Below are 25820 nucleotides of genomic sequence, written 5' to 3' on the forward strand. Positions count from 1 at the left end.
GGTGCGAGCCGAGGACGGTTCGGCGGGCATGGCCAGCGGCTGCACCACTTCGCGCCGGGCGGCGAACAGGATCGGCGTTTCCGCCGGAGCCTCCGGCGCATTAGCGATCTGCGCCTCGACCGGCTGCGGCAATGCCTGCATCATGTCCTGCACCACCGCGGCGGAGGGCGCGGCGTTGAGCGCCAGGGTCAGCGGCTGCCCCCCATCGGACACGCGCCGGATACCCAGCAGCGAGGCGACCTGATCCCCCGGATTGGTGGCGGCGGCAAACGCGGCCCATTCCTGCATCCGCACCTCGACATCAGCGGGCGCCATGTCGGCGGAGGCGGCCATCCGTGCCATGTCCCATTGGCCCGACAGCGCGAGCGACAGAGCGAGATTCTGTCGCGTCTTGACGGTCGCTCCCTGTTCGCGCGCGGCAGCGGTCAGGATGCGAACCCCGTCCGCCGGAGCCCCGGCCAGCGCCATGGCCAGCCCGAGGTCCGCCGCCGGGATCATCGCCGCATGGCGCTCCAGCAAGGCCTGCGCGCCCTCGCCATTGCCGCCCGCGATCATCGCCAGCGACAGGTTCAGCGCCGAGCGGCCATCCGCCGGATCGAGTTGCAGCGCATCGGTAAAGGCCTGTCGCGCGGAGGCGAAGCGCCCGGCCTGGAGATAGCTTTGCCCGAGCAGCGCGCGATACGCCGCCCGATGCGGTTCGGCGGCGACCAGCCGTTCGGCCAGCGCCACCGCGCCGTCCCCGTCATGCTGGGCCAGCACGCGCCGGGTCTGGTCGGCCAGCTTCGCGATCGCCCGTGCGTCCCCCGCCCGATCGCTTAACCGTCCGGTCCGCGGGCCGGTCGCCGCGCACCCGGTCAGGGCGCCGCCGACGATCAACGCGCCGACGCTACAGGTGATGAAAATGCGGATCGTCGTCATTCTGGTCATCCGTCATGCCCGGCGGATGGCATGCCCCTGCCCCATCCTGCCCATTTCGGACGGACGCTAACCATGAACGGTCTAAGGAAATGTTAAATCCGCCCGACCGCTTTACCCGCGACCGGGGCCGGGGCATGGATGGCGCGAACCATCTTTGCGGGAAGGACGAAGGATGATGCGCAAATTCCCGGTCATCGGCGCGGGGCTGACCGCCATCGCCGTCTGTCTTGCCGCCACCCCCGCCCTGGCCGATGTGAAGGCGGGCGTCGATGCCTGGGCGCGCGGCGATTATCGCCAGGCGGTCGAGGAATGGCGCGGCCCCGCCGTCGCGGGCGAGGCCGATGCGCAGTTCAACCTGGCTCAGGCCTATAAGCTGGGGCGCGGCGTACCGCTCGACCCCGCGCTGGCCGAAAGCTGGTTCCGCAAGGCCGCGATGCAGGGGCATTTCCCGGCGGCCGACAATTACGGCCTCGCGCTGTTCCAGGCGGGCAAGCGGGCCGAAGCGCTGCCCTGGCTCGAAAAGTCGGTGGCGCGGGGCGAGCCGCGTGCCGAACTGGTGCTGGGCACGATGCTGTTCAACGGCGACGGCGTGACCCGCGACTATCCGCGCGCCTATGCGCTGATGACGCTGGCGTCGCAGGCCGGCTTGCAGTCCGCGTCCGAGACGCTCGCGCAGATGGACCAGTATATTACCCCCGCCGATCGGCAACGGGGCACGCAATTGGTGCAGGACTATAGCGCCAGGTTGGCCGCGACGCCCGCCCCGGCTCCCGGTGGGCCGACCCGGGTGGTGGTGGGTGGCGAACCGCCTCGCGCGACCGGCACGCCCGTCGCCGCCGCGCGTCCGGTGGTTCAGCCGGTCCCCGTCGCGCCTTCGCGTCCCACCGGGCCGGGGGCGAGCTACCCCGTTCCGGGCGGGGCGGCGGCGGCCCCGGATCGCGCCGCCGAGGCTCCGAAAGCCGCCGCCCCCCGCGCCACCACTCCGCGCAGCGTCGCGAAGGCTCCGGCCAAACCGGCTCCAGTTCGCAAGAGCGGCGGCGCATGGCGCATCCAGCTCGGCGCCTTCCGCGACAAGGAAAACGCCAGCGCGCTGTGGCAAAAGCTCCGCGCGCGTCTCGGCGGCGCGGAGCCCTTCTATGTCACCGCGGGCGGCGTTACGCGGTTGCAGGCCGGGGGCTATGCCGGTCGCGGCGAGGCGCAGGCCGCGTGCAGTCGTTCCGGCCAGTCCTGTATGGTGGTGGCGCCGTAACGGGACGTTCGATTACGCCGTGACCCACTCCGCGCTCGGAATTCCCTGGGCATAGAGCAGCGCGGTCAGGTCGTTATAATCGACGCGCGCCGCCGCCGCGCCCGCGACGATCGGCTTGGCGCGATAGGCCACCCCCAAGCCGGCGCGGCGGATCATCGCCAGATCGTTCGCCCCGTCGCCCACCGCCATGCTGGCCGATGGATCGAGCCCCAGATCGGCCAGCGCCTCGACCAGCGTCTTTTCCTTGGTATCCGAACCCACGATCGGCTTGCGCACCGTGCCGGTCAGCTTGCCGTGCGCGATCTCCAGATAATTGGCGATGGCGCGGTCGAAGCCGATCTCGGTGGCGACCGGCTCGGCGAAGCGGGTGAAGCCCCCCGACACCAGGATCGCATGACCGCCGCGCGCCTTCATCGTGCGGACCAGCGCACGGGCCCCGGCCATCAACGTGACCCGCTCGGCCAGGCAGCGCTCGATGACGCTCTCGTCCAGCCCTTCCAGCAGCGCCACACGGGCGTCGAGCGCGGCGGCGAAGTCGAGCTCACCCCGCATCGCGCGCTCCGTCACCTCGGCGACCTGCTCCTTGATCCCGGCATAATCGGCCAGTTCGTCGATGCATTCGACGGTGATCATGGTGGAGTCCATGTCGGCGACGAGCAGCCGCTTCTCGCGGTGCGCGGCGGGCTGAACGATGACATCGAGGGGCAGTCGACGTCCAAACCCACCTTCGGCGATAGAGCAGGCGCGTTCCCGCATGGCATCGGCCAGGCCTGCGCAATCGCCGAGCGAAAACTCCGCAGCCGGTTCGAACACCAGATCGGCGGCACGGCCCTCGTCCAGCCATTCGACCGACACCAGCCGCCCGGCCGTGCATTCGGTGTCGAATTCATGGGCGATGTCAGAAAGCAGCGAGGCGTCGAAGTTCTGATCGGCTATGTAGGTCGCAATGAACACAATGGCTCTCCCGAATGTGGCGCTCATCGCAGGGCCGACCGCCAGCGGCAAGTCCGCATTGGCGCTCGATCTGGCGAAGGCGACCGGCGGCACGATCATCAATGCCGATTCGGCGCAGGTCTATCGCGACCTGTCGATCCTGACCGCCCGTCCCTCGCGCGAAGAGGAAGCGCAGGCGCCGCACCGGCTTTTCGGCCATGTCGATGGGGCGGACACCGGCTATTCGGCGGCGCGCTGGGCGGCGGAGGCACGCGCGGCGATCGAGGATAGCGTCGCGGCGGGATCGTTGCCCATCCTGGTCGGCGGGACCGGCCTTTATATGCGTACCCTGCTCGACGGCATCGCGCCCGTGCCCGAGATCGACCCCGCCATCCGCGCCGAGGTCCGGGCGTTGCCCGTGGCGGACGCCCATGCCGCCCTGTCGCGCGAAGACCCACAGGCCGCTGCGCGGCTGAACCCCGCCGACACCACCCGCGTCGCACGCGCACTGGAGGTGGTGCGCTCTACCGGCCGCGCGCTGCATGAATGGCAGGCGCGGAGAGAAGGCGGCATCGGCGAGCGCATCGCCCTGTCCGCCGTCATCCTGCTTCCCGACCGCGACTGGCTGAATGCGCGGATCGACACCCGCTTCGGCGAGATGCTGGACGAAGGACTGGACGAGGCCGCCGCGCTGCTCGCAAGATCAGACCTGCCCGCCGACGCGCCCATCCGCCGCGCCATCGGTGTGCCCGAGGCCGCCGCGCTGCTGGCGGGCACCATGACCCGCGCGGAAGCCGAGGCGGCGGGAGCACTCGCGACAAGGCGTTATGCCAAAAGGCAATTTACTTGGTTCCGTCATCAGCCCGGCCCCGGCTGGACCGTGATTTCCGACACCGCGCCTGATGTGCGCCGCAGCACAATAGAAACTTTATTGCGCAATTGACGGTTGACGCGCACTTTTTAAACTTGTAGCCGCGCCTCTCCCGACAAGCCCCGTCAGTGGGCACGGACGCAGAAGGACGAAGACGATGACCGAGAAAAGCGGAGCCGATATCCTGGTCGAGGCGCTGTGCGATCTCGGCGTGGAGGTCGTCTTCGGCTATCCGGGTGGTGCGGTGCTGCCGATCTATGACGCGCTGTTCCGGGCGGCCAAGAACGGAGGGCGCATCCGCCACATTCTGGTCCGCCACGAACAGGCGGCGACGCACGCGGCGGAGGGCTATGCCCGCTCGACCGGCAAGCCCGGCGTGGTGCTCGTCACCTCCGGGCCGGGCGCGACCAATGCGGTCACCGGCATCACCGACGCGCTGCTCGATTCGATCCCGATGGTGGTCATCACCGGCCAGGTGCCGACCGCGCTGATCGGCACCGATGCGTTCCAGGAAGCCGACACGGTCGGCATCACGCGCCACTGTTCCAAGCACAATTATCTGGTCAAGGATCCCGCGCGGCTGGGCGAGGTGATCCATGAGGCGTTCCACATCGCGACCTCGGGCCGCCCCGGTCCGGTCGTGATCGACATCCCCAAGGACGTGCAGGTCGCCACCGCCCGCTATCAGAAGCCGGGCCCGATCCGTCACAAGACCTATCGCCCGCAGGTGAAGGCCGACCAGAGCCAGATCGAGCAGCTGGTCGACATGCTGGCGGCGGCGGAACGTCCGATCCTCTATACCGGAGGCGGCATCATCAATTCGGGTCCAGCCGCGTCGCAACTGCTGCGCGAACTGGCCCGCATCACCGGCGCGCCCGTCACCTCGACCCTGATGGGTCTGGGCGCCTTCCCGGCCAGCGACCCGCAATGGCTGGGGATGCTGGGCATGCACGGCACCTATGAAGCCAATATGGCGATGAACCAGGCCGATCTGGTGGTGGCACTCGGCAGCCGCTTCGACGACCGCGTGACCGGGCGGCTGGATGCGTTCAGCCCCAACAGCCGCAAGGTGCATGTCGATATCGACCGGTCGAGCGTGAACAAGAATGTCCGCGTCGACCTGGCCATCATCGCCGATGTCGGCCACGCGCTGGAGGATGCGGTGCGCATCTGGAAGTCGCGCCAGCATCCCAAGCCCGACACCACCGAGTGGCAGCGCCGCATTGCGGGCTGGCGCGCGGTCGGCTGCCTCTCCTTCCCGGAGAATGGCGACGCGATCATGCCGCAGCGGGCGATCCGCGCGCTGTACGACGCGACCAAGGCGCGCCAGCCGATCATCACCACCGAGGTCGGCCAGCACCAGATGTGGGCCGCGCAGCATTTCGGCTTCGAAAAGCCCAACAAGTGGCTGACCAGCGGCGGTCTCGGCACCATGGGTTACGGCCTGCCCGCCGCGATCGGCGCGCAGCTCGGCAATCCGGGTGCGCTGGTGATCGACATCGCCGGTGAAGCCTCGATCCAGATGAACATCCAGGAACTGGCGACGGCGACGCAATATCGCCTGCCGGTCAAGATCTTCATCCTGAACAACGAATATATGGGCATGGTCCGCCAGTGGCAGGAACTGACCTATGAGAGCCGCTATGCCGAAAGCTATTCGGACTCGCTGCCCGACTTCGTGAAGCTGGGCGAGGCTTACGGCTGGAAGGGCATCCTGATCGAGCACCGGCACGAGTTGGAAGACGGCATCGCCGCGATGCTGGACCATGACGGACCGGTGATCGTCGACTGCCGCGTCGCCAAGCTCGCCAACTGCTTCCCGATGATCCCGTCAGGGGCGGCGCATACCGACATGATCCTTCAGGCCAATGAGGTATCGGGCACCATGGACGACGAGGCCAAGGCGCTGGTTTGACCGGATCGTCGCCCCAGCGAAGGCTGGGGCCTCAACAAAGCATGGGTTGACATAATAGGGAGATCCCGGCCTTCGCCGGGATGACGGCCGAATGCACATCAAGACCGAACAGGTGGAACGCCACACGCTGGCGGTGATCGTCGACAACGAGCCCGGCATCCTCGCCCGGATCGCAGGTTTGTTCACCGCGCGCGGCTATAATATCGAGAGCCTGACCGTGTCGGAGATCACCGCCGACAAGGCGGTCAGCCGCATCACCATCGTCACCAGCGCCTCGCCGCCGGTGATGGAGCAGATCATCGCCCAGCTCGACCGGCTGGTCCCCGTCCACAAAGTCGCCGACCTGACCGTGCTGGGCGATCATGTCGAGCGCGAACTGGCGCTGGTGAAGGTCGCGGGCACCGGCGACCGCCGAATCGAGGCGCTGCGCCTGGCCGAAGTCTATCGCGCCCGCGTAGTCGATGCGACGATCGGCAGCTTCGTGTTCGAGGTCACCGGCACCATCGCCAAGATCGACAAATTCGTCGAACTGATGGGCGAGGTCGGCCTGGTCGAGGTCGCCCGCACCGGCATCGCCGCCATCTCGCGCGGGGCCGAAGCGGCCTGAAGCATCTTCACAACCATCACATCACAACCACCATCGTCACCCCAGCGAAAGCTGGGGTCTCTTGGAAGGCTCCAGGCCTCACTGCATGAGATGCCAGCCTGCGCTGGCATGACGGACGTATCGAAAGGGAAGAAACCAATGCGTGTCTATTACGATCGCGACGCCGATCTGAACCTGATCTCCGAGAAGAACATCGCCATCCTGGGTTACGGTAGCCAAGGCCATGCCCATGCGCAGAACCTGCGTGATTCGGGCGTCAAGAATGTCGCGATCGCGCTGCGCCCCGGTTCGGCCTCGGCCGCCAAGGCGGAAGGCGCCGGCTTCAAGGTCATGTCGAACCAGGAAGCGGCCGCCTGGGCCGACATCCTCATGATCCTGGCCCCCGACGAGCATCAGGCCGCGATCTATGAGGCTGACATCAAGGGCAATATGAAGCCCGGCGCCGCGCTCGCCTTCGCGCACGGCCTGAACGTGCATTTCGGCCTGATCGAGCCGCCCGCGGACATCGACGTCATCATGATCGCGCCAAAGGGCCCCGGCCACACGGTGCGCAGCGAATATGTGCGCGGCGGCGGCGTGCCCTGCCTGATCGCGATCCATCAGGACGCCAGCGGCAACGCGCATGACGTGGCCTTGGCCTATGCCAGCGGCGTCGGCGGCGGTCGTTCGGGCATCATCGAGACCAACTTCCGCGAAGAGTGCGAAACCGATCTGTTCGGCGAGCAGGCCGTGCTGTGCGGCGGCGCGACCGCGCTGGTCCAAGCGGGCTTCGAGACGCTGGTCGAGGCGGGCTATGCCCCCGAAATGGCCTATTTCGAGTGTCTTCACGAGCTGAAGCTGATCGTCGACCTGATGTATGAGGGCGGCATCGCCAACATGCGCTACTCGATCTCGAACACCGCCGAGTACGGCGACATCAAGACCGGCCCGCGCATCATCACCGAGGAAACCAAGAAGGAAATGAAGCGCGTCCTCGCCGACATCCAGTCGGGCCGCTTCGTGAAGGACTTCGTGCTCGACAACCGCGCCGGCCAGCCCGAACTGAAGGCCAGCCGCATCGCCGCCAAGCGCCACCCGATCGAACAGGTCGGCGCCGAACTGCGCGCGATGATGCCGTGGATCGGGGCGAACAAGCTGGTGGACAAGGCGAAGAACTGATCTTTTCGCCCGGGGCGGGCTCGGTGAGACACCGTTGCCCTCCCCCATCCCCTCCCGCTTGCGGGAGGGGAGCGCTATTGGGCAGCCGTTACGCTTTACCCGCACCTATCCACAGGTTGTAAAGCCGGTCATTATGCTGACCGCAGCCGCAGGCACGCCCCTCCCGCAAGCGGGAGGGGATGGGGGAGGGCAAGGAGCCTCGCAGAGACCACCCCCCAACTCCAACCCGGAAACGCATCGTTGCGACCTTGGCCTTTGACGTGCGTTATGCGCACCGACCAGAAAGGGCTGGTTCAACAGGGAGTATACCCATGCGTTTCGTCCTTCCCGCCGCCATGGCGCTCGTCCTCGCCGCCCCCGCCATCGCCCAGACCGCGCCGCAGGGCACGCCCGGCGCCCCCGTGGCCTCGCGCGTCGTCGCCGGCACCTATGCCGTCGACCCCGCCCACACCCAGGTCACCTGGGCGCTGAACCATATGGGCTTCTCGACGCTTGAGGGGCAGTTCGGCGCGTCCGAAGGCTCGCTGACCCTCGACCCCGCCAAGCCCCAGGCGGCCAAGGTCGACGTGACCTTCAAGATCGACAATCTCTCGGTCACCGCCGCCCCCTTCGCCAATCACCTGAAGTCGAAGGACTTCTTCGACGCCGCGACCTATCCGACCGCGCGCTTCGTCTCGACGAGTGTGAAGGTCATGGGCACCAAGGCGGTCATCACCGGTAACCTGACCATCAAGGACCAGACCAAGCCGGTCACGCTGAACGCCACCTTCTTTGGTGCGGGCACCAACCCGATGTCGAAGAAGCTGAACATCGGCTTCCGCGCGACGGGCAAGATCAAGCGTTCGGACTTCGGCGTCGGCGCCTATGTTCCGGTCGTGGGCGATGACGTCGACCTGACGATCAACGCCGCCTTCACCGCGCAGTAACTCCCAAGACCCATACCAGGGCGACGAGGCCGCTCCCATTGGGGGCGGCCTCGTTCTTTTGTGCCTGCCCCGTCAGGTGGCCGTCATCAATCTCGATATGGACAAGCGCGCCACGACGCGGCATGAACCGCTCCATCATGATCGCCGCGCTGCTGCTCCGTTCGCTTCGACTTATCCGCCCTTAGGGGAGGATCGGCGTGGCCATGCGCGACTTCCCTAAGGGCTGAACGAACCCGAATAGCCTAATCCCGCCGCGCCCCTGGCCTGACGCGGCCGAGAATGCTGGAAGACCCGACGATCATGCTCCGCGACCCTTCGACCAAATACCGCCCCTTCCCCACCATCGCCCTGCCCGACCGGCAATGGCCGAACCGCACGATCACCAAGGCCCCACGCTGGCTGTCGACCGACCTGCGCGACGGCAACCAGGCGCTGATCGACCCGATGGACGCCGAGAAGAAGACCCGGATGTTCGACCTGCTGGTCAAGGTCGGGCTGAAGGAGATCGAGGTCGGCTTTCCGTCGGCGGGCGCGACCGAGTTCGACTTCATCTCCGGCCTGATCCGTGACGACCGCATTCCCGACGACGTGACGATCCAGGTCCTGACCCAGTCGCGCCGCGACCTGATCGAGCGCAGCTTCGAAAGCCTGGACGGCGCGCGCACCGCCATCGTCCATCTCTACAACGCGGTCAGCCCGGCCTGGCGCAAGATCGTGTTCGGCATGACCCGCGACCAGGTCCGCGAGATCGCGGTCGAGGGCGCCAAGATCCTGCGCGACGAAGCCGCCAAGCGCCCGAACACCGACTGGCATTTCGAATATAGCCCGGAGACCTTCTCGACCGCCGAGCTGGATTTCTCGGTCGAGGTGTGCGCGGCCGTCATGGACGTGCTGAAGCCGACGCCCGAGCATCCGCTGATCCTGAACCTGCCCGCCACCGTCGAGTGCGCGACGCCCAATGTCTATGCCGACCAGATCGAATGGTTCGGCCGTAACATCCCGAACCGCGATTCGGTGGCCATCTCGCTTCACACGCATAACGACCGGGGCACCGGCGTCGCGGCGGCGGAGTTGGGCGTGATGGCGGGCGCGGACCGGGTCGAGGGCTGTCTGCTCGGCAATGGCGAGCGGACCGGCAATTGCGATCTCGTGACCGTCGCGCTCAACATGTACACGCAAGGGGTCGATCCGGGCCTGAACCTGTCCGACATCGACGAGGTGGTGAACACGGTGCAATATTGCACCAACCTGCCCGTCCATCCGCGCACCCCCTATGCGGGCGAACTGGTCTTCACCGCTTTCTCGGGCAGTCACCAGGACGCGATCAAGAAGGGTTTCGCCGCACAGGCCGCGCGCAACGACGATCTGTGGGAAGTCCCCTATCTCCCCATCGATCCCGCCGACCTGGGACGCAGTTACGAGGCGGTGATCCGCGTCAATTCGCAGTCGGGCAAGGGCGGTGTCGCCTGGGTGATCGAGCAGGACAAGGGGCTGAAGCTGCCCAAGCGGCTCCAGGCCGATTTCAGCCGCCATGTCCAGGCGCTGGCCGACACGACCAGCCGCGAACTCAACGCCGCCGATATCTGGGCGGGGTTCGAGGCGACCTATCTGCCGCGCGAGGGCGACCGGTTCGTGCTGCGCGACTATGAGGAAAGCGGTTCGGCGGGGCAGCGGACCTTTATCGGGCGCGTGCTGGTCGATGGTGAGGAGCGGTCGATCGCAGGTCGCGGCAACGGCCTGATCTCCAGCGTGATCGCCGCGCTGGCCGACACCACCGGACCGAATTTGGAGGTCATCGACTATAACGAGCACGCCATCGGCCACGGTGCCGATGCGCAGGCCGCCGCCTATGTCGAGGCGCGGACCGCCGATGGGCGGATCGTGTTCGGTGTCGGGCTCGATACCGACATCGCCACGGCCAGCGTCCGTGCGGTGCTCTCCGCCGCCAACCGGGCCTGATGCGCCCGACCGCCGCCCTTCTCGGCTAAGACGATGGCGGCGGTCCCACCCTCCGCGCCGGGCCGGTGGGATTTCATCCCGCAGCGCTACCGCGAAAAGCTGCGCGAGCGGGGTGCGTCGATCACGCTGACGGTGCTGGCGCATCTGCTGCTGGCCTGGCTGCTCTTCCACCTCGCGCCCAAGCTGATCGAGCCGGAGAAGTCGTCCTCACTCAACAGCTTCTCGGTCTCGCCTTCGGATCAGGACGCGGGGGCGCCGGTGCCCGAGACCCGCACCGTCACCCGCAAACCGGCGGCGGCCGGGGGCTCGAAGGCCCCCGTCACCCCCAAGCAGCCGGTCACGCCCAAGCCGCCGACCGAAAAACAGGCCGATCAATCCGCCCCGACGCCCTGGCAATGGGGCGACAAGTCGCTGTTCGACGCGGGCGATATCGCCGCCATGCCCAAGGGATCGGGCAAGGGTGTCGGGTCGAGCGACGGCGACGATCGCGGCCAGGACAGCGCATCCGCCTATGGCCCCGGCGAAGGGCCCGGCGGGCAGCGGCTCTACAATGCCGAATGGTATCCCCGCCGCCCCACCAATGCCGAGTTGAACGGCTATCTGCGCAGCGCCCCGCCGCCGGGAAGCTGGGCGCTGATCGCGTGCCAGACCATCCCCGACTATCGGGTCGAGAATTGCCGGACGCTGGGGGAATCGCCAGTCGGCTCCGGCCTGGGCCGGGCGATGCGCGAGGCCGCCTGGCAATTCCGCGTCCGCGCACCGCGTATCGGCGGCAAGGTGATGGTCGGCGAATGGGTGCGCATCCGCATCGACTTCACCGGCCCCGGCGGCGGCGATTGAGGCCCATCGCCTTCCTCCGCTGCGAAGGGAGGAAGGCAAGCCCGTTCAATAGGTGAACTGAATCTGGGTGCGGATCAGGTCGCCCGTCGCACGACCTACGCGCCGTGAATCCGCCTCGCGCCGTTCCATTCGGGCATAGGCGATGGTCAGTTCCAGCGCCTCGACCAACTGGATCTCGCTACCCAATTCCCACTCGTCCGTCTCCAGACGCGGCGCATCGACATTGGCCTTCCACCCGCCGCGATAATGTTGCCAGCGGACATAGGGGATGGCGCGCCCGATCGGCGTCTTGCCCAGATCGCCCATCAGCTGGACATAGCCGCCGCCCAGCCGATCGCTGCGGATCGAGCGAAGAGCGCCGTCATATTGCGGGCCCCAGCCGGTCATCCATTCGGTCTGGATGCCGAAGGGCTGCGGATAGAGGATGGCGTGGACGCCGACCCGGTCGTCACGATAGTCCTCCGCGCTCACGCCGCCGCTGCGCAGTTCGACGCGGTAGCGGTTGAACATCGCCGAACCGCCGACCTCCAGAACCTGTCCCCGGAACAACGGCCCCAGCCCGTCGAGCGCGAAGGGCCATGTCGCCATCGCGACCTTCATCCGGCCGGTATTGCGCTCGGTCCGGTTGGTCCCCTGCCCGTTATAGAGCGCGACGCCGAATGCGCCGTAATTGCCGAACAGCTTCTGCTTGTTCTTGGTCAGCCGGTCCCAGATCGCCTGGACCGGTGCGGGGGTATAATAGGCGTTGATGCCGATATCCCGCTCGCCCGGCACCCCGCTGTTGATCGCATCCGACCGGTCGAGCGGCAGGCGGTTGGACGAGGATTGCAGATTCTCCCACCCGAACGGCACCTTGGACTGACCGAAGCGCAGGCGCAGGCGGCGTTCGGGATCGAGGAACCAGTCGACATAGACGTCGCGCAGCTGCCCGAAATTCTCGCGCCGCTCGGTGCTGGACTGGTTGTTCACCGCCGTGCCGAAATCATGCTGGAAATAGAGTTGCAGCCGGTCGGTGATATCGCCCTGCAACACCATCCGCACCCGGCGCAGCAGGAAGCCGCCATCCTCGTTGATCGAACTGTCATGCACCGAACGCAGCCGCGATCCGTCGGGCCCCGCCGCGTCCTGGGCGTCGAGCACGGCATTGTAGCGAAGCTGGGTATAGCCGCGCAGCTTCATCCGCTCATACCAGGGGGTACGCGAGGATACCGGCTTGGGCACGTTCGCCACGCGCTGGGGTGCGGCGGGTGCGGGGGCCGCCGCCATGACCGGCGGCGTGGCGGGCGCGGCGGCGGGCGGCGGCGCGACCGTGGCCGTCGTCGCCTTCTGCGCCTCGGTCAGGGCCTTGATCTGCCCCTTCAGCTCGTCGATCTGCCGCTGCAATTCCTGCACCGTCTGCGCGGCGGCGGGCGTGGGGATCAGGGCCAGCGCGACGGCGGCGGTCGCGCCATGGCGGGCCCGATGGAAACTCGACTTGATCACCTGTTCGTCCCGCCCTGTTCGCGACGGGGGCTTAGGCCAGCACCCCGGCGGTTCGCAACAGATTGATGACGTTTCGGTGACGAATCCGTGACATGCTCAGCGCGTCCGTTCGATCTCGCAACCGATCCGGGCGTCGGGATAGATGCCGGTCTTGGTCGAACGCACCTTCACCGCGACCACGCGCGCATCGGCGAGGCACAGCGCGGCCACCGCCTCGCACAGACTTTCCTGAAGCGCGAAGCCGGGCCCACGCGCCATGGCGAGGATGGCGTCGTGCAGGAAATCATAGTCCAGCACCTCCTCGATCCGGTCGGCGCGGGGCGCGGCGGGATAGGTGACGGTCATCGCCACCGACAGGCTGACCGGCTGGGGCTCGGCCTCGTGCGGGTGGATGCCCAGACGCATCGCGACCGTCATTTCGTCGAGCAGGATGGTATAGGTCGCGCTCATGCCCGCCCCTCGAACATCACGTCGCCGTCGCGGCGGCAGAAGCGCTGGCCGCAATCGACGTACAGCGTCTGGCCGCGAATGCCGCTGGCGGTCAGCAGGAAGGACACCGCCTCGGCCACGGCGCCTGCGCCGATGGGGCGACCGAGCAGGTTCTTGGCCGAGGCCGCCGCGAATTCCGCATCGCTCTGGTCGCCACTTTGCAGGGTCAGGCCGGGGGCGACGGCATTGACCGCGATGCGGGGGCCCAGCGCCTGGGCCAGCATCGTGTTCGCCCCCGCCAGCGCGAACTTGGCGCAGCTATAGGCGAAGAAATCCGGGTTGGGATTGGCCAGCTTCTGGTCCAGAATATCGACCACCGCGCCGTCCTTCACATCGTCCTGCCGCGCCAGCGCCGAGGCAAGTAGCGCAGGCGCGGCGGCATTGATCGCATAGAGCTTCGCCATCAGGGCCGCGTCCGGCTCCGGCGGTCGGTCGAAGACGAAGGCGGAGGCGCTGTTGACCAGTCCGTCGATCGGCCCGCCCGCCGCCGCACGGGCGCGGGCGAACAGCGCGTCGATGCCATCCAGATCGGCCAGATCGCCCTGCACGGTCACCGCGCCCAGCTCCGCCGCCAGCGCGGTCGCGTCCTCGCCCGAACCGTTATAATGGATCACCACCCGGTGCCCGTCCGCCACCAGCCGACGCGCGATCTCCGCGCCCAGCCTTTTGGCCGCGCCGGTCACCAGGACGGTGCGGCTCGTCATCCGCCCAGGCCCATCAGAGACAGGACTTCCTTGCGGCTGCGGTCGTCGTCGCGGAACACGCCCATCATCCGGCTGGTCACCATCGACACGCCGGGCGTGCGCACCCCACGCGCGGTCATGCAGGCATGGGTCGCCTCGATCACCACCGCGACGCCCAGCGGCTTCAGATTGTCCCAGATGCAATCGGCGACCTCGGCGGTCAGCCGTTCCTGCACCTGCAACCGACGGGCGAAACCGTGCAAGACGCGGGCGAGCTTCGAGATACCTACGACATGGTTGCGCGGAAGGTAGGCGATATGCGCACGGCCGATGATCGGGGCCATGTGATGCTCGCAATGCGACTGGAAGGGAATGTCTTTCAGCAGCACGATCTCGTCATAGCCGCCGACCTCCTCGAACACCCGCGACAGATGGACGGCGGGGTCGTCGCCATAACCGGCGCAATATTCCCGCCACGCCCGCGCGACACGACGGGGCGTATCGACCAGCCCCTCACGCGTGGGATCGTCCCCCGCCCAGGCGATCAGCGTGCGGATGGCGTCGGCGACATGGTCCGGCACGACGACCTTGCCATCCTCGCCGATCAGGTCGCCATCCTCCGGGTCGCCATGGGCGCAGCTCATATCTCGTCCTTCACCTCAAAGCCGGTGCGATAGCGGATCGTTTGTGAGGGTGCAAAAGATGCGTCCTGTCATCCCCCTACTCCACGTCCGTTCGGCCTGAGCGAAGTCGAAGGCCAAGGGAAACCGTCCGGTTCAGGCGTTTCAGCGTGGCCTTCGACTTCGCTCAGGCTGAACGTGGGGTGGGTTTATTGGCGCAGCCGCTCCGCCGCCCAGGCGACATGGTTGGCCATGAAGGTCGAGATGAAGTTATAGCTGTGATCGTATCCCGGCTGCATCCGCAGGGTCAGGGCGATCCCGGCCCTTTCGCACACCTCGGCCAGCAGTTCGGGGCGGAGTTGCTCGGCCAGGAACTGGTCGGCATCGCCTTGGTCGACCAACAGGTCGGGCAGCCGCGCGCCGTCTTCGATCAGGGCGACGGCATCTGCCTGTCGCCATGCCCCCCGGTCCGGGCCGAGATAGCCGCCCAGCGCCTTCTCGCCCCACGGAACCTGCGACGGCGCGACGATGGGGGCAAAGGCCGATACGCTGCGGAAGCGATCCGGGTTGCGCAGGCCGATGGTCAGCGCGCCGTGGCCGCCCATCGAATGGCCGGTGATTCCCTGCGCCCCCATGTCGGCGACCGGAAAATGCTCGGCGATCAGCGCGGGCAGTTCCTGCTCGATATAGGTGCGCATCTGGAAATGCTTCGCCCAGGGCTCCTGCGTGGCGTCGACGTAGAAACCCGCGCCCTGCCCCATGTCATAGGCGTCGTCATTGGCGACGCCCTCCCCGCGTGGCGAGGTGTCGGGGGCGATGAAGATCACCCGGTGCTCGGCGCAAGCGGCCCGATACTCGCCCTTGTCGGTGACATTGGCATGGGTGCAGGTCAGGCCCGACAGATACCAGAGGACGGGCAGCTTCTCGCCGTCCTTATGCTCCGGCACGAAGACCGAGAAAGTCATGCGCGTGCCCGTCGCCGCGCTGTCATGCGCATAGACGCCCTGCACGCCGCCATGCGCCTTGGAGGTCGAAATCGTCTCGATCGTCATCGGAACACCACCGTCCGGTTGTCATTGAGAAAGACGCGCCGTTCGCCCACCCAGGCGACCGCGCGGGCCAGCACCTGCGCCTCGATATCGCGGCCGATGCGGATCAGGTCGTCGACGCTGGCGCGGTGATCGACGCGCTCGACCGCCTGTTCGATGATCGGCCCTTCGTCCAGGTCGGCGGTGACGAAATGCGCGGTCGCGCCGATCAGCTTCACCCCACGCGCATGCGCCTGGTGATAGGGCTGCGCGCCCTTGAAGCCGGGCAGGAAGCTGTGATGGATGTTGATGCACCGCCCCGGCAGTGCCGCGACCAGCCGCTCGCCCAGCACCTGCATATAACGGGCGAGGACGAGGTAATCGGCCTGGCTGCTCTCCATCAGGTCGAGCATCGCCGCCTCCTGCTCCGCGCGATTGGCGTCGCTGACCGGCAAATAATGCCAGGGCAGGCCATGCCACTCGACCAGCGGCCGAAGGCTGTCATGGTTGGAGACGACGCCGACGATCTCGACCGGCAGCGTGTTGGTCCGCCAGCGATGGAGCAGGTCGTTCAGGCAGTGCGAGCCTTTCGACACCGCGATCAGCATCCGGGGGCGCTCGGTGGCAGGCGCGACATGCCAGTCGAAGCCGAACCGCGCCGCCGGGTCGGCCAGTGCCGCCCGCACTTCCTCGACCGAGGCGGGGAAACGCTCCCCCTGGCCGGTGAAGACGATGCGCAGGAAAAAGCGCCCCGTCTCCAGATCGGCATATTGCTGGCTGTCGAGGATGAACCCGTCGATCCCCGCCAGCGCGCCCGACACGGCGGCGACGATGCCGACCCGGTCCTGGCACGCCAGCGTCAGGATATAGTCGTGGCTCATGCGGCAGGCCGACGGCAACCCAGGCACAGCTTGTTGCCGTCCGGGTCGCGCAGATAGCCCAGATAGGCCGGGCCCAGGCCAGTCTCGCGCTCCCCGACCGGCGCTTCGATGGCGGTGCCGCCATGGGCGAGGCCCGCCGCATGGGCCGCGTCGACCTGTGCGGGATCGGCGGCGCCCAGGCCGATGGTGCCGCCATTGGCATGGGTGGCGGGCTGTCCGTCGATCGGCTTGGTGACGATGAACACCGCGCCGTTGTGCCGGTACATGACGCGCTCGCCATTCTGCATTCCCGGCTTGCCGCCAAGCGCGCCGAACAGCGCGTCATAGAAGGTCTTGGACCGGGCGATGTCGTTCGATCCGACCATGATGTGGGTGTACATCAGGCCACCACCACCAGATGCCGCGCGCACAGCTTGTTACCGGCCGGATCGCGAAGATAGGCGAGATAGACCTTGCCCACCGGCGGATGGCGATAGCCCGGCGGGTCCTCGATCGCGGTGCCGCCATGCGCCAGACCCGCCGCATACCAGGCATCGGCCTGTTCAGGCGAGTCTACCGCAAAGCCCAGCGTCCCGCCATTGGCATGGGTCGCAGGCTCGCCGTTGAGCGGCCGGGTGATCAGGAAGCGCCCGCCCTTATGGCTGTAGACCAGCCGCCCGAGCGGATCGACCACGCCCTCCGGCACGCCGATCGCGCCCAGGATCGCGTCATAGAAGCGCTTGGCCTCCGCGATATCGTTCGCGCCGAGTACGACATGGCTGAACATCAGAAGATCACCACGCTGCGGATGCTCTCGCCCGCGTGCATCAGGTCGAAGCCCTTGTTGATCTCCTCCAGGGTCAGCCGGTGGGTGATCATCGGGTCGATCTCGATCTTGCCGTTCATATACCAGTCGACGATCTTCGGCGTGTCGGTCCGCCCTCGCGCGCCGCCGAACGCGGTGCCCCGCCAGTTGCGGCCCGTGACCAACTGGAACGGCCGGGTGCTGACCTCCTTGCCCGCCTCGGCCACACCGATGATGATCGAAGTGCCCCAGCCGCGATGGCAAGCCTCCAGCGCGGTGCGCATCACCTCGGTATTGCCGGTAGCGTCGAAGCTGTAATCCGCGCCGCCATCGGTCAGTTCGAGGATCTTGGCGATGGTCTCCTCGCGGCTCAGCCCCTTGGAGTTGAGGAAGTGGGTCATGCCGAAGCGGCGGCCCCATTCCTCGCGCGCCGGGTTGATGTCGACGCCGATGATCCGGCCCGCGCCCGCCAGCTTGGCGCCCTGGATGACGTTCAGGCCGATGCCGCCCAGGCCGAAGACGACGATATTCTCGCCCGGCTGCACCTTGGCGGTGTTGACCACCGCGCCGACGCCCGTCGTCACGCCGCAACCGATATAGCAGCTCGTGTCGAACGGCGCGTCCTCGCGGATCTTGGCCACCGCGATCTCGGGCAGCACGGTGAAGTTCGAGAAGGTCGAGCAGCCCATATAATGGAAGATCGGCTGCCCCTTATAGCTGAAGCGGGTCGTGCCGTCGGGCATCAGCCCTTTCCCTTGCGTGGCGCGGATCGCGGTGCACAGGTTGGTCTTGCCCGACAGGCACGACTTACACTGGCGGCATTCGGGGGTGTAGAGCGGGATGACATGGTCGCCCGGCACCACGCTGGTCACGCCCGCGCCCACTTCGCGCACGATGCCGCAGCCTTCATGGCCGAGCACGCTGGGGAAGATCCCCTCGCTGTCCAGCCCGTCGAGCGTATAGGCGTCGGTGTGGCAGATGCCGGTCGCCATGATCTCGACCAGAACCTCGCCCGCCTTGGGGCCCTCCAGATCGAGTTCGACGATTTCGAGCGGCTTCTTCGCTTCGAAGGCGACGGCGGCGCGGGTCTTCATAACTTCCTGTCTCCTTAGGAGCCGCCCTGATGCCGCGTCGCGCGCGACCATGCAACCAAGGATGACCCGGCGGATTGATGCGGATCACAACCCGGGAGAGCGATGATGACCGAGTTCAAGAAGGGCGATCAGGTCGAATGGAACAGCCATGGCGGCACCGCCGAGGGCAAGGTCGTGAAGAAGCAGACCAGCGACACGACCATCAAGGGCCACACCGTGCGCGCGTCGAAGGATGCACCGCAATACATAGTAGAGAGTGACAACGGCGGAAAGGCAGCGCACAAGGCGGACGCGCTTAAGAAGGCGTGATTCACGCGCGACCCGCCGACCAGGCCGGGACGCAGAAGGATTAAGGGAAGGAAACACATGGCCACCGCAACCACGGGCACCGGCATCCACGCACCGGTCCAGCCGTCCGAGGAACTGGGCGCGATCGTCGGCAACGAGAAGCTGCCGCGCAGCCAGGTCATCAGCAAGGTGTGGGACTATATCAAGGCCAACAACCTGCAGAACCCGGAAAACAAGCGGGAAATCCTGGCCGACGACAAGCTGAAGAAGGTGTTCGGCAAGGACAAGTGCACCATGTTCGAGATGAACAAGTTCATCTCGGCGCACCTGAAGAAGTAAGCCTTCACCGCGCTCCGGTCCGCCGGGCCGGGGCGCCCTTCCCCGCCGCGCCGCTATCGCAGGTCGAGGACCAGCGGTTTGCGCGCGGCGGGCGTCGCGGACGGGCTCGGCGCCCGGGTCTTCGCGGCCCGATCGGGCGAAGCGGCACCACCTTGCGCATTCGATATCGGCGAAGTCGCCGTATCGCCCGCATTCCGCGCCTCGATCTGGTTCAGCCGCTGCTCGACCAGTTGCGCGTCGAGCAACTTGCGATCGCCCTGCATCGCCGCGACCTGCGCCTCCAGCGCAGCGACACGCTGCTCCAGCACCTTCACGCGCACCTGATCCTCGGTCTGGCCGACGATCTCCTTCGCCAGTTTCTCCTGGCGCGCCCGCTCCTGCGCGTCCGCATCGGCCAGCCGTGCATCGGCGCTGCCGCGCTGGTCGCAGGCGGTCAGGGTCAGGGTGAGAAGGATAAGGGCAGCGGCGCGGCGCATCGGTGGTCTCGGATAGTTGAGCGTGGGGGCCATATCAAATCCTCCCCGGCACGGGGAGGTGGCAGGCCAAAGGCCTGACGGAGGGGGGCTTCCACAATGGACGCCCTCTGCGGCGATCCCCCTCCACCATGCTCCGCATGGTCCCCCTCCCCGTACCGGGGAGGATTACTGGTCCCGCAATCTTACCCAGGTGGGCGCATGATCGCTGGCCTTTTCCCGCCCGCGATAGCTCTTGTCGACACCCGCATCGACCAGCCGGTCGGCGGCCTGCGGGCTGAGCAGCAGATGGTCGATGCGAAAGCCCGCATCACGCTGCCACGATCCCGCCTGATAGTCCCAGAAGGTCCACACCCCGCCCTTGGGCGCACGGGTGCGCAGCGAGTCCGTCCACCCCTGCGCCAGCAACCGGCGATAGGCGGCCCGGCTCTCCGGCTGCATCAGCGCGTCGCTCGCCATGGCGGGGACCGAGAAGGTGTCGTCGTCGTTCGGGATGACGTTATAGTCCCCCGCCAGCACCGCCGGGACTTCCTCCGCCAGCAATTCCCGCGCGCGGGTCGCCAGCCGCTCCATCCAGCGCAGCTTGTAATCGAACTTCGGCCCCGGTTGCGGATTGCCATTGGGCAGATAGAGCGAGGCGACGACCAGTCCGTTCACGTCGCATTCGAGATAACGGCTATGCTCGTCCTCATTCTCGCCCGCCAGACCACGCTGGCGCTCGACGGGCTGGGTGCCGCGCGCGAGGACGGCGACGCCGTTCCAGCTCTTCTGGCCGTGCCAGACCGCGCCATATCCGGCGGCCTCGATATCCTTTATGGGAAAGCTATCGTCGCTGGCCTTCAGTTCCTGAAGACAGACGATATCGGCATCCGCCTCCGCCAGATATTCGAGCAGGCGGGGCAGACGGGCCTTGATCCCGTTGACGTTGTAGGTGGTGATCTTCACGTCAGACCGAGAAGCTCGTGCCGCAGCCGCAGCCCGAGGCGGCGTTGGGGTTCTCGACCCGGAAGGCCGCGCCGCCCAGGGACTCGACATAATCCACCTGCGCGCCGCGCACGAGGTCCAGGCTGATGCTGTCGACGACCAGACGGACGCCGTCGGTCTCGCTCACCATATCGTCCTCGGCGGGGGCGTCGGCCAGGCCGAACTTATACTGGAAACCCGAACAGCCGCCGCCTTCGACCGACAGGCGCAGGATGGCGGGCTTGTTCTGCCGCTCGGCGATCGCCGCGACGCGAGACGCAGCGGCCGGGGTCAGCGCGATTTCGGAAATGCTGGTGGCCATGGCGTTCAGATAGGCGCGGGGGGCGAGTGGGGCAATCCCGATGAAGGGACTATTCCTCCCCTGGCAGGGGAGGTGGCATGCCGCAGGCCTGACGGAGGGGTGTCACCGACCGTTGGGAAAGGGATCGCGAGCGGCGACACCCCTCCACCATGCTGCGCATGGTCCCCCTCCCCTTACAGGGGAGGATTTACTCTTTAATCCTGTGCGGCGGGGCCGTCGGTGGAGACGGGGATCTGGTGGATCGCATGATCCTGCGACGCGGTCAGATAGTCGCCGGTGGTCAGGAAGGGGATCGGGTTGACGGCGTGACCGTCCATGCGGACCTCATAATGAAGGTGCGGGCCGGTCGAACGCCCGGTCGAACCCATCAGCGCGATCAACTGGCCGCGCGTCACGCGGGCACCGTCGGCGACCAGGATCTTCGACAGGTGGCCATAGCGGGTCGCGATGCCCTTGCCATGATTGACCTCGACCAGATTGCCGTAACCGCCCTGCCAGCCCGCATGATCGACGATGCCGTCGGCGGTGGCGTAGATCGGGGTGCCGACCGGGCCCGGGATATCGACCCCGGCATGCATCGCGGCGGTGCCCCGGAACGGATCGGAGCGAATGCCGAAATTGCTGGTGAACTGAAGCTTCTCGACCGGATGGACCGAGGGGATCGCGATCACGCCCTTTTGCAGCGTGTCCATCTTCTTCCATGTCTGGAACAGGGTGCGGAACTGCTGGTCGGTGCGAAGGTCGGCGGAGGCCTCGGTGCTGTTCGCCGGGATGAACTCGCCACCGATGGCGGTCGGCGCGTGATGCGGCGCCTTGGGTGCGCTGGGAGCGGAGGATGCCGCGATCGCGGCGTTGCCGGTCAGTGTGATGACGGCGGCGGCACCGAGAACCGATCGGACGCGCGATGCAATCGATTTACCCGTAAACTGAAGCTGCGTCATCGAACCCCGACACTTTTGCGCCAGACACCCCCATTGCGGGCTTGCCGGCTTCGTCCATCCAATGCTGTTTCGCAGCCCCACCGCGTTACAGACGGTCAGCTTGTGCCGTGATGGGTTCCATGTCCGCAAGTGGTTCGTAGAAATCCCGCGTCAAACCGGCTGACTCGCGCGCCGAAACGTTGAACGGCGGCTTAACCGCCCCGCGAAAATGGCGGCGGACCAGCATTTGCCAGTGCGCCGCAGGCTCGATGTCGTGCCCGGCCGCCAGATAGCCGAACCATTTCGCGCCGAACCCGACATGGCGAATCTCGTCGGTGTAGATGCGGTGGAGGATGCGCGCCGACGCCTCGTCACCGCCGCCGCGAAAGCGCGCGACCGTCTCCGGCGTCACGTCCAGCCCGCGTGCCTCCAGCACCATGGGCACGATGGCGAGGCGCGCCATCGCGTCATGCGCGGTTTCCTCGGCCGCCTCCCATAATCCGGCATGGGCGGGCAATTCGCCATAGCCCGAACCCAAAGCCCGCAATCGCCGGTGCAGCACCGCAAAGTGCATCGCCTCGTCCGCGCCGACCGAAATCCAGTCGTCGACGAAGCTGCGCGGGAATTGCCCGCCGAACCGCCCCGCCGCGTCGAACGCCAGGTCGATCGCCGAAAACTCGATATGCGCCAGCGCATGGAGCAGCGCGATCCGCCCCTTTTCCGATCCCCCACGCCCGCGCTTGGGCATCCGGTTGGGGGGCAGCAATTCGGGCCGGTCGGGCCGCCCCGGCGCATCGGGCATGGCGGTGTCGAAGCGATGCGCCAGCGCCCCCCGCCGCCACTCGCGCGCCACACGCCGTGCCAGCCGCACCTTGGCCAGCGGCTCGCTTTCGCGCAGCACCGCCGCGCACCGTTCCGCGATCGTCGTCAAAGCGCGCGCGCCGCCTCCAGCACCGCCTCGGCATGGCCGGGCACCTTCACCTTGCGCCAGCTTTGCACGAGGGTGCCGTCACGACCGAACAGGAAGGTCGCGCGCTCGATGCCCATATAGGTCTTGCCGTAGAGCTTCTTCTCGCCCCAGACGCCGAACGCCTCGCACGCCGCGCCGTCCTCGTCGCTCGCCAGTTCGACGGTCAGCGCGTGCTTTTCGGTGAACTTGCGGTGCTTGGCCGGGCTGTCCTTGGAAATGCCGATCACCCGCACACCCGCAGCCGAGAAATCTCCGGCCAAAGCGGTGAAATCCTGCGCCTCGCGCGTGCAGCCCGAGGTATCGTCCTTGGGATAGAAATAGACGACCAACGGCCCGGCCAATTCGCCCAGCGCCAGCGGCTCGCCCGTCGCCGTCGCGACCGTTACCGCCGGAATCGGATCACCCTGTTCCATCGCCCACTCCTTCTTGCCAGACTTGGCCGACCTCCTGCCGCGTCGCCTCCAGCGTGGCAACCACCATGTCCCAGTCGGCCAGCCCCATGGCGCGCGCGATCAGCGGGCGGGTCGGCTCGGGCGGCTCCTGCCCATCGGGGACCAGCAGGCGGAAGGCGACGAGCGCGCGGGTCAGCACGTCATGCGCCGTCGCCATGCCGGGAGGCAGCAGCCCCTGCCCCACCAAAGCGGCGATCGCGCGGCCCAGATCGGGGTCGAAGCCGGTCCGCCGGGTCAGTTGCGTCCGGTGCACCGCGAACTCCAGGTCGACCAGCCCACCGGGCAGCAGCTTGACGTCGAGCGGCCCTTGCGGCGGCTTGTGCCGTGCCATCTCGGCCCGCATCTCCCCCGCCTCCGCCGCCACGTCACGCGGGGGACGGTTGCCGTTCAGCACATCGGCGATGACGGAGGCGACGGCGTTCCGCGCCTCCGCCGATCCATAGATCGGCCGGGCGCGGGTCAGCGCCATATGCTCCCAGGTCCAGGCATCCTCGCGTTGATAGCGCGCGAAACTCTCGACCGAGACGACCAGCGGCCCCTGCGTGCCCGAGGGGCGCAGCCGCGTATCGACCGGATAGAGCGGCCCCGCCTGGGTCGGGACCGACAACGCCGCCGTCACCCGCTGCGCCAACCGGTTATAGTAAAGCGTCGCCCCCAGCGGCTTGGGCCCATCGGACTCGGCGGCGAAATCGCCGGTGAAGAGATAGACGAGATCGAGGTCGGAGGCATGGGTCAGCGCCGCGCCGCCCATCCGGCCCAATGCCAGGATCACGAGTTCGCTACCGGGCACCCGGCCATGCGCGGTCACGAATTCGTCGACCGTCGCCTGCGCCAGCACCCCCACAGCCGCCTCGGCAACGCGCGCATAGCCGCCCGCGACCTCCAGCGGATCGGCCCGCCCCGCCACGATCTGCGCGCCCAAGGCGAACCGCAATTCGCCGACCACCCGGCGGACATGATCGAGCCGGTCCTGATAATCCTGCCCCGCCTCGCCCCCACGCATGGCGCGTTCCAGATGCTCGACGCCGGGCAGCGGCTCGAAGGCGGAGGCGTCGATCAGCCCGTCGAGCAGCGCCGGACGCCGCGCCAGTTCGGCGGAGAGCGGTGCCGCATGGCTGAGGATCGCAACGGTCAGGCTGGCGAGGCCGGGTCGCGCCTCCAGCAGGCGGAAGATGTTGATCGCGCTCGTCATCCGCTCGAACAGCGAATCGAGCTTGAGCAGCGCCGCATCGGGATCGGGCGCCTCCCCGAGGGCCTCGACCAGGGTCGGCAACACCGCGTCCAGCGCCTCACGCGCCGCCGGGCTGCGCAAGGCGGCATAGTCGCCGCCGCGCCACGCCGCGATCCGCCGCGCCGCCGCCTCGACATCGCGCAACCCCGCCGCCGCCAGTCGCTCGTTGAGCAGCACCGGATCATGCGGCAGGCGCGGTCGCTCATCGGCGTCGAGGGCGTCGTAAAGCCGCCCGACCTGGGCCGTCACTGGGGCGAGCATCGCGACCAGCGCCTCGCCATCGGCCAGCCCGTGCAGTTGCGCCACCCGGCCCAATCCCTCGCCCAGCGGCAGTTGATGGGTCTGGCGATCGTCGATCATCTGCACCCGGTGCTCGATGGTTCGCAGCAGGACATAGGCGTCGGACAGCGCCTTCGCCTCGCCCGCGTCGATCCGCCCCGCCTCCGCCAGCCGCGCCAGTGCGTCGCGGGTGGCGGGCGCGCGAAGGGCGGGGTCGCGACCGCCATGGATCAACTGATGGATCTGCGCGAAGAATTCGATCTCGCGTATCCCGCCGCGCCCGCGTTTTAGGTCATAGCCGGGCCCCATCGCCTGTCCCTGCGCATGGTGATCGCGGATCCGGCGAGTCAGGTCGCGGATCTCGCCCACCGCCCCGAAATCGAGCGCGCGCCGCCAGACGAACGGGCGGATCGCATCGAGGAAACGCTGCCCCAGCGCCATGTCCCCCGCCGCCGCACGGGCGCGGATGAAGGCCGCCCGCTCCCAGGTCAGCGCCTGGCTTTCATAATAGGCGATCGCGCCCTCCACGGGAATCGCGATCGGTGTCGCCTCCGGCGAGGGGCGCAGCCGCAGGTCGACGCGCAGCACATAGCCCTCGCCGTCACGCGCCTGGAGCAGTTCGACCACCCGCTTGGCGATCCGGACCGCCGCATCCTCCGGCTCCTCACGCGGGCGATGTGGCAGGACCTTCGGGTCGAACAGCAGGATGGGATCGATGTCGGACGAATAGTTGAGTTCGCGGCTGCCTTGCTTGCCCAATGCGATGGCGGCGAAACCGACGGGCTCGGCGCCCGGCGTCCGCTCCTCGATCGCCGCCCGGATCGCACGGTCGAGCGCATGGTCGGCGAAATCGGTCAGCCGCCCCGTAACTTCGGTCAGGTCATAGGCCCCCGCCAGATCACCCAGTGCGACGGTCAAAGCGAGCGCGCGCCGCTGCCGCCGCAGGGCGGTTCCGACCGGCAGATCGGGGTCTGACGCGCGCGGCTCGGCCAGGACGCCGTCCAGTGCCTCGGCCTCGATCTCCGGCTCCCGGTCGAGCAGCATCGCCAGGAAGGAGGAATGCCGCCGCGCGCGGGCGACCGCATCGGGCAGGCTCATGATCGGGCCGCTGGCCGGGAACGCGTTCATGCATCCCGTCTATCCCGA

Annotated in this window: 28 protein-coding genes; 10 read left to right on the forward strand and 18 right to left on the reverse strand. The window is 67.6% G+C overall.

Features of this window, described 5'->3' with window-relative positions; translation table 11 throughout:
• The coding region (locus OXQ33_RS11235) for a tetratricopeptide repeat protein (protein WP_267434783.1) at positions 1 to 918 on the reverse strand (918 nt) is incomplete at its 3' end.
• A gap of 172 nt (positions 919 to 1090) precedes the next feature.
• On the opposite strand from OXQ33_RS11235, the gene OXQ33_RS11240 reads away from it, so the two are divergent.
• On the forward strand, positions 1091 to 2167 hold the full coding sequence (locus OXQ33_RS11240; RefSeq protein ID WP_346015352.1) for an SPOR domain-containing protein: 1077 nt from the start codon (positions 1091 to 1093) through the stop codon (positions 2165 to 2167).
• Between the two features lie 12 nt (positions 2168 to 2179).
• Here OXQ33_RS11240 and serB read toward each other — a convergent pair whose 3' ends face one another.
• Positions 2180 to 3121 carry a phosphoserine phosphatase SerB gene (serB, locus tag OXQ33_RS11245; RefSeq protein WP_267434784.1) on the reverse strand — a complete coding sequence of 314 codons (942 nt, stop codon included), beginning with the start codon at positions 3119 to 3121 and terminating at the stop codon, positions 2180 to 2182.
• Between serB and miaA the strand changes: the two genes are divergently transcribed.
• The 7 genes from miaA to OXQ33_RS11280 all read left to right on the forward strand — a co-directional run bounded on the left by miaA (position 3114) and on the right by OXQ33_RS11280 (position 11376).
• Complete coding sequence (gene miaA / locus OXQ33_RS11250) at positions 3114 to 4043, forward strand: tRNA (adenosine(37)-N6)-dimethylallyltransferase MiaA (protein WP_267434785.1); 930 nt, start codon at positions 3114 to 3116, stop codon at positions 4041 to 4043. The two genes, serB and miaA, sit on opposite strands and share 8 nt — an antisense overlap.
• 85 nt (positions 4044 to 4128) lie before the next feature.
• Positions 4129 to 5886 (forward strand): acetolactate synthase 3 large subunit, encoded by a 1758-nt coding sequence (locus OXQ33_RS11255; RefSeq protein WP_267434786.1) that lies wholly within the window; start codon positions 4129 to 4131, stop codon positions 5884 to 5886.
• Positions 5887 to 5977: 91 nt separating this feature from the next.
• The gene (gene ilvN, locus OXQ33_RS11260; protein WP_267434787.1) at positions 5978 to 6493 is read left to right on the forward strand and encodes an acetolactate synthase small subunit; all 516 of its coding nucleotides are present in this window, start codon (positions 5978 to 5980) and stop codon (positions 6491 to 6493) included.
• A 138-nt stretch (positions 6494 to 6631) separates the two neighbouring features.
• Complete coding sequence (gene ilvC / locus OXQ33_RS11265; RefSeq protein ID WP_267434788.1) at positions 6632 to 7651, forward strand: ketol-acid reductoisomerase; 1020 nt, start codon at positions 6632 to 6634, stop codon at positions 7649 to 7651.
• A gap of 311 nt (positions 7652 to 7962) precedes the next feature.
• Entirely contained in the window at positions 7963 to 8577 is a 615-nt protein-coding gene (locus tag OXQ33_RS11270; protein WP_267434789.1) for a YceI family protein, read from the forward strand.
• A 300-nt stretch (positions 8578 to 8877) separates the two neighbouring features.
• Entirely contained in the window at positions 8878 to 10536 is a 1659-nt protein-coding gene (gene leuA, locus OXQ33_RS11275; RefSeq protein WP_267434790.1) for a 2-isopropylmalate synthase, read from the forward strand.
• Positions 10537 to 10569: 33 nt separating this feature from the next.
• On the forward strand, positions 10570 to 11376 hold the full coding sequence (locus tag OXQ33_RS11280) for a hypothetical protein (protein ID WP_267434791.1): 807 nt from the start codon (positions 10570 to 10572) through the stop codon (positions 11374 to 11376).
• Between the two features lie 45 nt (positions 11377 to 11421).
• On the opposite strand, the gene OXQ33_RS11285 is transcribed toward OXQ33_RS11280, so the two are convergent.
• The 9 genes from OXQ33_RS11285 to OXQ33_RS11325 form a co-directional block, all read right to left on the reverse strand.
• Positions 11422 to 12858 carry a porin gene (locus tag OXQ33_RS11285; RefSeq protein WP_267434792.1) on the reverse strand — a complete coding sequence of 479 codons (1437 nt, stop codon included), beginning with the start codon at positions 12856 to 12858 and terminating at the stop codon, positions 11422 to 11424.
• 96 nt (positions 12859 to 12954) lie between these two features.
• Positions 12955 to 13308, reverse strand: coding sequence for a dihydroneopterin aldolase (locus OXQ33_RS11290; protein WP_267434793.1), 354 nt, complete (start codon positions 13306 to 13308; stop codon positions 12955 to 12957).
• On the reverse strand, positions 13305 to 14051 hold the full coding sequence (locus OXQ33_RS11295) for an SDR family NAD(P)-dependent oxidoreductase (RefSeq protein WP_267434794.1): 747 nt from the start codon (positions 14049 to 14051) through the stop codon (positions 13305 to 13307). The genes OXQ33_RS11290 and OXQ33_RS11295 overlap by 4 nt, the downstream gene beginning before the upstream one ends.
• On the reverse strand, positions 14048 to 14674 hold the full coding sequence (folE, locus tag OXQ33_RS11300; RefSeq protein WP_267434795.1) for a GTP cyclohydrolase I FolE: 627 nt from the start codon (positions 14672 to 14674) through the stop codon (positions 14048 to 14050). Before folE ends, OXQ33_RS11295 begins: the two co-directional genes overlap by 4 nt.
• Before the next feature lie 185 nt (positions 14675 to 14859).
• The gene (gene fghA, locus OXQ33_RS11305) at positions 14860 to 15702 is read right to left on the reverse strand and encodes an S-formylglutathione hydrolase (protein ID WP_267434796.1); all 843 of its coding nucleotides are present in this window, start codon (positions 15700 to 15702) and stop codon (positions 14860 to 14862) included.
• The gene (purU, locus tag OXQ33_RS11310) at positions 15699 to 16559 is read right to left on the reverse strand and encodes a formyltetrahydrofolate deformylase (protein ID WP_267434797.1); all 861 of its coding nucleotides are present in this window, start codon (positions 16557 to 16559) and stop codon (positions 15699 to 15701) included. Before purU ends, fghA begins: the two co-directional genes overlap by 4 nt.
• Positions 16556 to 16939 carry a VOC family protein gene (locus OXQ33_RS11315; RefSeq protein ID WP_267434798.1) on the reverse strand — a complete coding sequence of 128 codons (384 nt, stop codon included), beginning with the start codon at positions 16937 to 16939 and terminating at the stop codon, positions 16556 to 16558. The genes purU and OXQ33_RS11315 overlap by 4 nt, the downstream gene beginning before the upstream one ends.
• Positions 16939 to 17325 (reverse strand): VOC family protein, encoded by a 387-nt coding sequence (locus OXQ33_RS11320; protein ID WP_267434799.1) that lies wholly within the window; start codon positions 17323 to 17325, stop codon positions 16939 to 16941. The genes OXQ33_RS11315 and OXQ33_RS11320 overlap by 1 nt, the downstream gene beginning before the upstream one ends.
• The gene (locus OXQ33_RS11325) at positions 17325 to 18437 is read right to left on the reverse strand and encodes an S-(hydroxymethyl)glutathione dehydrogenase/class III alcohol dehydrogenase (RefSeq protein ID WP_267434800.1); all 1113 of its coding nucleotides are present in this window, start codon (positions 18435 to 18437) and stop codon (positions 17325 to 17327) included. The genes OXQ33_RS11320 and OXQ33_RS11325 overlap by 1 nt, the downstream gene beginning before the upstream one ends.
• Positions 18438 to 18542: 105 nt before the next feature.
• Between OXQ33_RS11325 and OXQ33_RS11330 the strand changes: the two genes are divergently transcribed.
• Entirely contained in the window at positions 18543 to 18746 is a 204-nt protein-coding gene (locus OXQ33_RS11330; protein WP_267434801.1) for a DUF2945 domain-containing protein, read from the forward strand.
• A gap of 57 nt (positions 18747 to 18803) precedes the next feature.
• A complete protein-coding gene (locus OXQ33_RS11335) occupies positions 18804 to 19064 on the forward strand; it encodes an SWIB/MDM2 domain-containing protein (RefSeq protein WP_007405135.1) in 261 nt (86 codons plus the stop codon).
• A 53-nt stretch (positions 19065 to 19117) separates the two neighbouring features.
• Here OXQ33_RS11335 and OXQ33_RS11340 read toward each other — a convergent pair whose 3' ends face one another.
• The 7 genes from OXQ33_RS11340 to OXQ33_RS11370 all read right to left on the reverse strand — a co-directional run bounded on the left by OXQ33_RS11340 (position 19118) and on the right by OXQ33_RS11370 (position 25802).
• A complete protein-coding gene (locus tag OXQ33_RS11340) occupies positions 19118 to 19573 on the reverse strand; it encodes a hypothetical protein (protein WP_267434802.1) in 456 nt (151 codons plus the stop codon).
• A 132-nt stretch (positions 19574 to 19705) separates the two neighbouring features.
• Positions 19706 to 20482 carry an exodeoxyribonuclease III gene (gene xth, locus OXQ33_RS11345; RefSeq protein WP_267434803.1) on the reverse strand — a complete coding sequence of 259 codons (777 nt, stop codon included), beginning with the start codon at positions 20480 to 20482 and terminating at the stop codon, positions 19706 to 19708.
• A gap of 1 nt (position 20483) precedes the next feature.
• Positions 20484 to 20822: an iron-sulfur cluster insertion protein ErpA gene (gene erpA, locus OXQ33_RS11350; RefSeq protein ID WP_267434804.1), complete on the reverse strand. Its 339-nt coding sequence runs from the start codon at positions 20820 to 20822 to the stop codon at positions 20484 to 20486.
• Positions 20823 to 21016: 194 nt separating this feature from the next.
• Complete coding sequence (locus OXQ33_RS11355; RefSeq protein ID WP_267434805.1) at positions 21017 to 21763, reverse strand: M23 family metallopeptidase; 747 nt, start codon at positions 21761 to 21763, stop codon at positions 21017 to 21019.
• Between the two features lie 85 nt (positions 21764 to 21848).
• Complete coding sequence (locus OXQ33_RS11360) at positions 21849 to 22673, reverse strand: ferritin-like domain-containing protein (protein ID WP_267434806.1); 825 nt, start codon at positions 22671 to 22673, stop codon at positions 21849 to 21851.
• Positions 22670 to 23125: a peroxiredoxin gene (locus OXQ33_RS11365; RefSeq protein ID WP_267434807.1), complete on the reverse strand. Its 456-nt coding sequence runs from the start codon at positions 23123 to 23125 to the stop codon at positions 22670 to 22672. Before OXQ33_RS11365 ends, OXQ33_RS11360 begins: the two co-directional genes overlap by 4 nt.
• The gene (locus OXQ33_RS11370; RefSeq protein ID WP_267434808.1) at positions 23112 to 25802 is read right to left on the reverse strand and encodes a bifunctional [glutamine synthetase] adenylyltransferase/[glutamine synthetase]-adenylyl-L-tyrosine phosphorylase; all 2691 of its coding nucleotides are present in this window, start codon (positions 25800 to 25802) and stop codon (positions 23112 to 23114) included. The genes OXQ33_RS11365 and OXQ33_RS11370 overlap by 14 nt, the downstream gene beginning before the upstream one ends.
• Positions 25803 to 25820 lie beyond the last annotated feature (18 nt).

Source organism: Sphingomonas sp. GM_Shp_1 (assembly GCF_026540895.1).
Taxonomy (GTDB): Bacteria; Pseudomonadota; Alphaproteobacteria; order Sphingomonadales; family Sphingomonadaceae; genus Sphingomonas.

What these genes read in the sequence shown, in the direction of transcription:
- erpA (WP_267434804.1), bottom strand. Translation starts at nt 20,822, where the DNA reads ATGGCCACCAGCATTTCCGAAATCGCGCTGACCCCGGCCGCTGCGTCT.
- OXQ33_RS11320 (WP_267434799.1), bottom strand. Translation starts at nt 17,325, where the DNA reads ATGTTCAGCCATGTCGTACTCGGCGCGAACGATATCGCGGAGGCCAAG.
- purU (WP_267434797.1), bottom strand. Translation starts at nt 16,559, where the DNA reads ATGAGCCACGACTATATCCTGACGCTGGCGTGCCAGGACCGGGTCGGC.
- OXQ33_RS11295 (WP_267434794.1), bottom strand. Translation starts at nt 14,051, where the DNA reads ATGACGAGCCGCACCGTCCTGGTGACCGGCGCGGCCAAAAGGCTGGGC.
- miaA (WP_267434785.1), top strand. Translation starts at nt 3,114, where the DNA reads ATGAACACAATGGCTCTCCCGAATGTGGCGCTCATCGCAGGGCCGACC.
- ilvN (WP_267434787.1), top strand. Translation starts at nt 5,978, where the DNA reads ATGCACATCAAGACCGAACAGGTGGAACGCCACACGCTGGCGGTGATC.
- OXQ33_RS11330 (WP_267434801.1), top strand. Translation starts at nt 18,543, where the DNA reads ATGACCGAGTTCAAGAAGGGCGATCAGGTCGAATGGAACAGCCATGGC.
- OXQ33_RS11240 (WP_346015352.1), top strand. Translation starts at nt 1,091, where the DNA reads ATGATGCGCAAATTCCCGGTCATCGGCGCGGGGCTGACCGCCATCGCC.
- OXQ33_RS11335 (WP_007405135.1), top strand. Translation starts at nt 18,804, where the DNA reads ATGGCCACCGCAACCACGGGCACCGGCATCCACGCACCGGTCCAGCCG.
- fghA (WP_267434796.1), bottom strand. Translation starts at nt 15,702, where the DNA reads ATGACGATCGAGACGATTTCGACCTCCAAGGCGCATGGCGGCGTGCAG.
- OXQ33_RS11355 (WP_267434805.1), bottom strand. Translation starts at nt 21,763, where the DNA reads ATGACGCAGCTTCAGTTTACGGGTAAATCGATTGCATCGCGCGTCCGA.
- OXQ33_RS11370 (WP_267434808.1), bottom strand. Translation starts at nt 25,802, where the DNA reads ATGAACGCGTTCCCGGCCAGCGGCCCGATCATGAGCCTGCCCGATGCG.
- OXQ33_RS11365 (WP_267434807.1), bottom strand. Translation starts at nt 23,125, where the DNA reads ATGGAACAGGGTGATCCGATTCCGGCGGTAACGGTCGCGACGGCGACG.
- OXQ33_RS11325 (WP_267434800.1), bottom strand. Translation starts at nt 18,437, where the DNA reads ATGAAGACCCGCGCCGCCGTCGCCTTCGAAGCGAAGAAGCCGCTCGAA.
- leuA (WP_267434790.1), top strand. Translation starts at nt 8,878, where the DNA reads ATGCTCCGCGACCCTTCGACCAAATACCGCCCCTTCCCCACCATCGCC.
- OXQ33_RS11315 (WP_267434798.1), bottom strand. Translation starts at nt 16,939, where the DNA reads ATGTACACCCACATCATGGTCGGATCGAACGACATCGCCCGGTCCAAG.
- folE (WP_267434795.1), bottom strand. Translation starts at nt 14,674, where the DNA reads ATGAGCTGCGCCCATGGCGACCCGGAGGATGGCGACCTGATCGGCGAG.
- ilvC (WP_267434788.1), top strand. Translation starts at nt 6,632, where the DNA reads ATGCGTGTCTATTACGATCGCGACGCCGATCTGAACCTGATCTCCGAG.
- OXQ33_RS11270 (WP_267434789.1), top strand. Translation starts at nt 7,963, where the DNA reads ATGCGTTTCGTCCTTCCCGCCGCCATGGCGCTCGTCCTCGCCGCCCCC.
- OXQ33_RS11280 (WP_267434791.1), top strand. Translation starts at nt 10,570, where the DNA reads ATGGCGGCGGTCCCACCCTCCGCGCCGGGCCGGTGGGATTTCATCCCG.
- OXQ33_RS11290 (WP_267434793.1), bottom strand. Translation starts at nt 13,308, where the DNA reads ATGAGCGCGACCTATACCATCCTGCTCGACGAAATGACGGTCGCGATG.
- OXQ33_RS11255 (WP_267434786.1), top strand. Translation starts at nt 4,129, where the DNA reads ATGACCGAGAAAAGCGGAGCCGATATCCTGGTCGAGGCGCTGTGCGAT.
- OXQ33_RS11340 (WP_267434802.1), bottom strand. Translation starts at nt 19,573, where the DNA reads ATGGCCCCCACGCTCAACTATCCGAGACCACCGATGCGCCGCGCCGCT.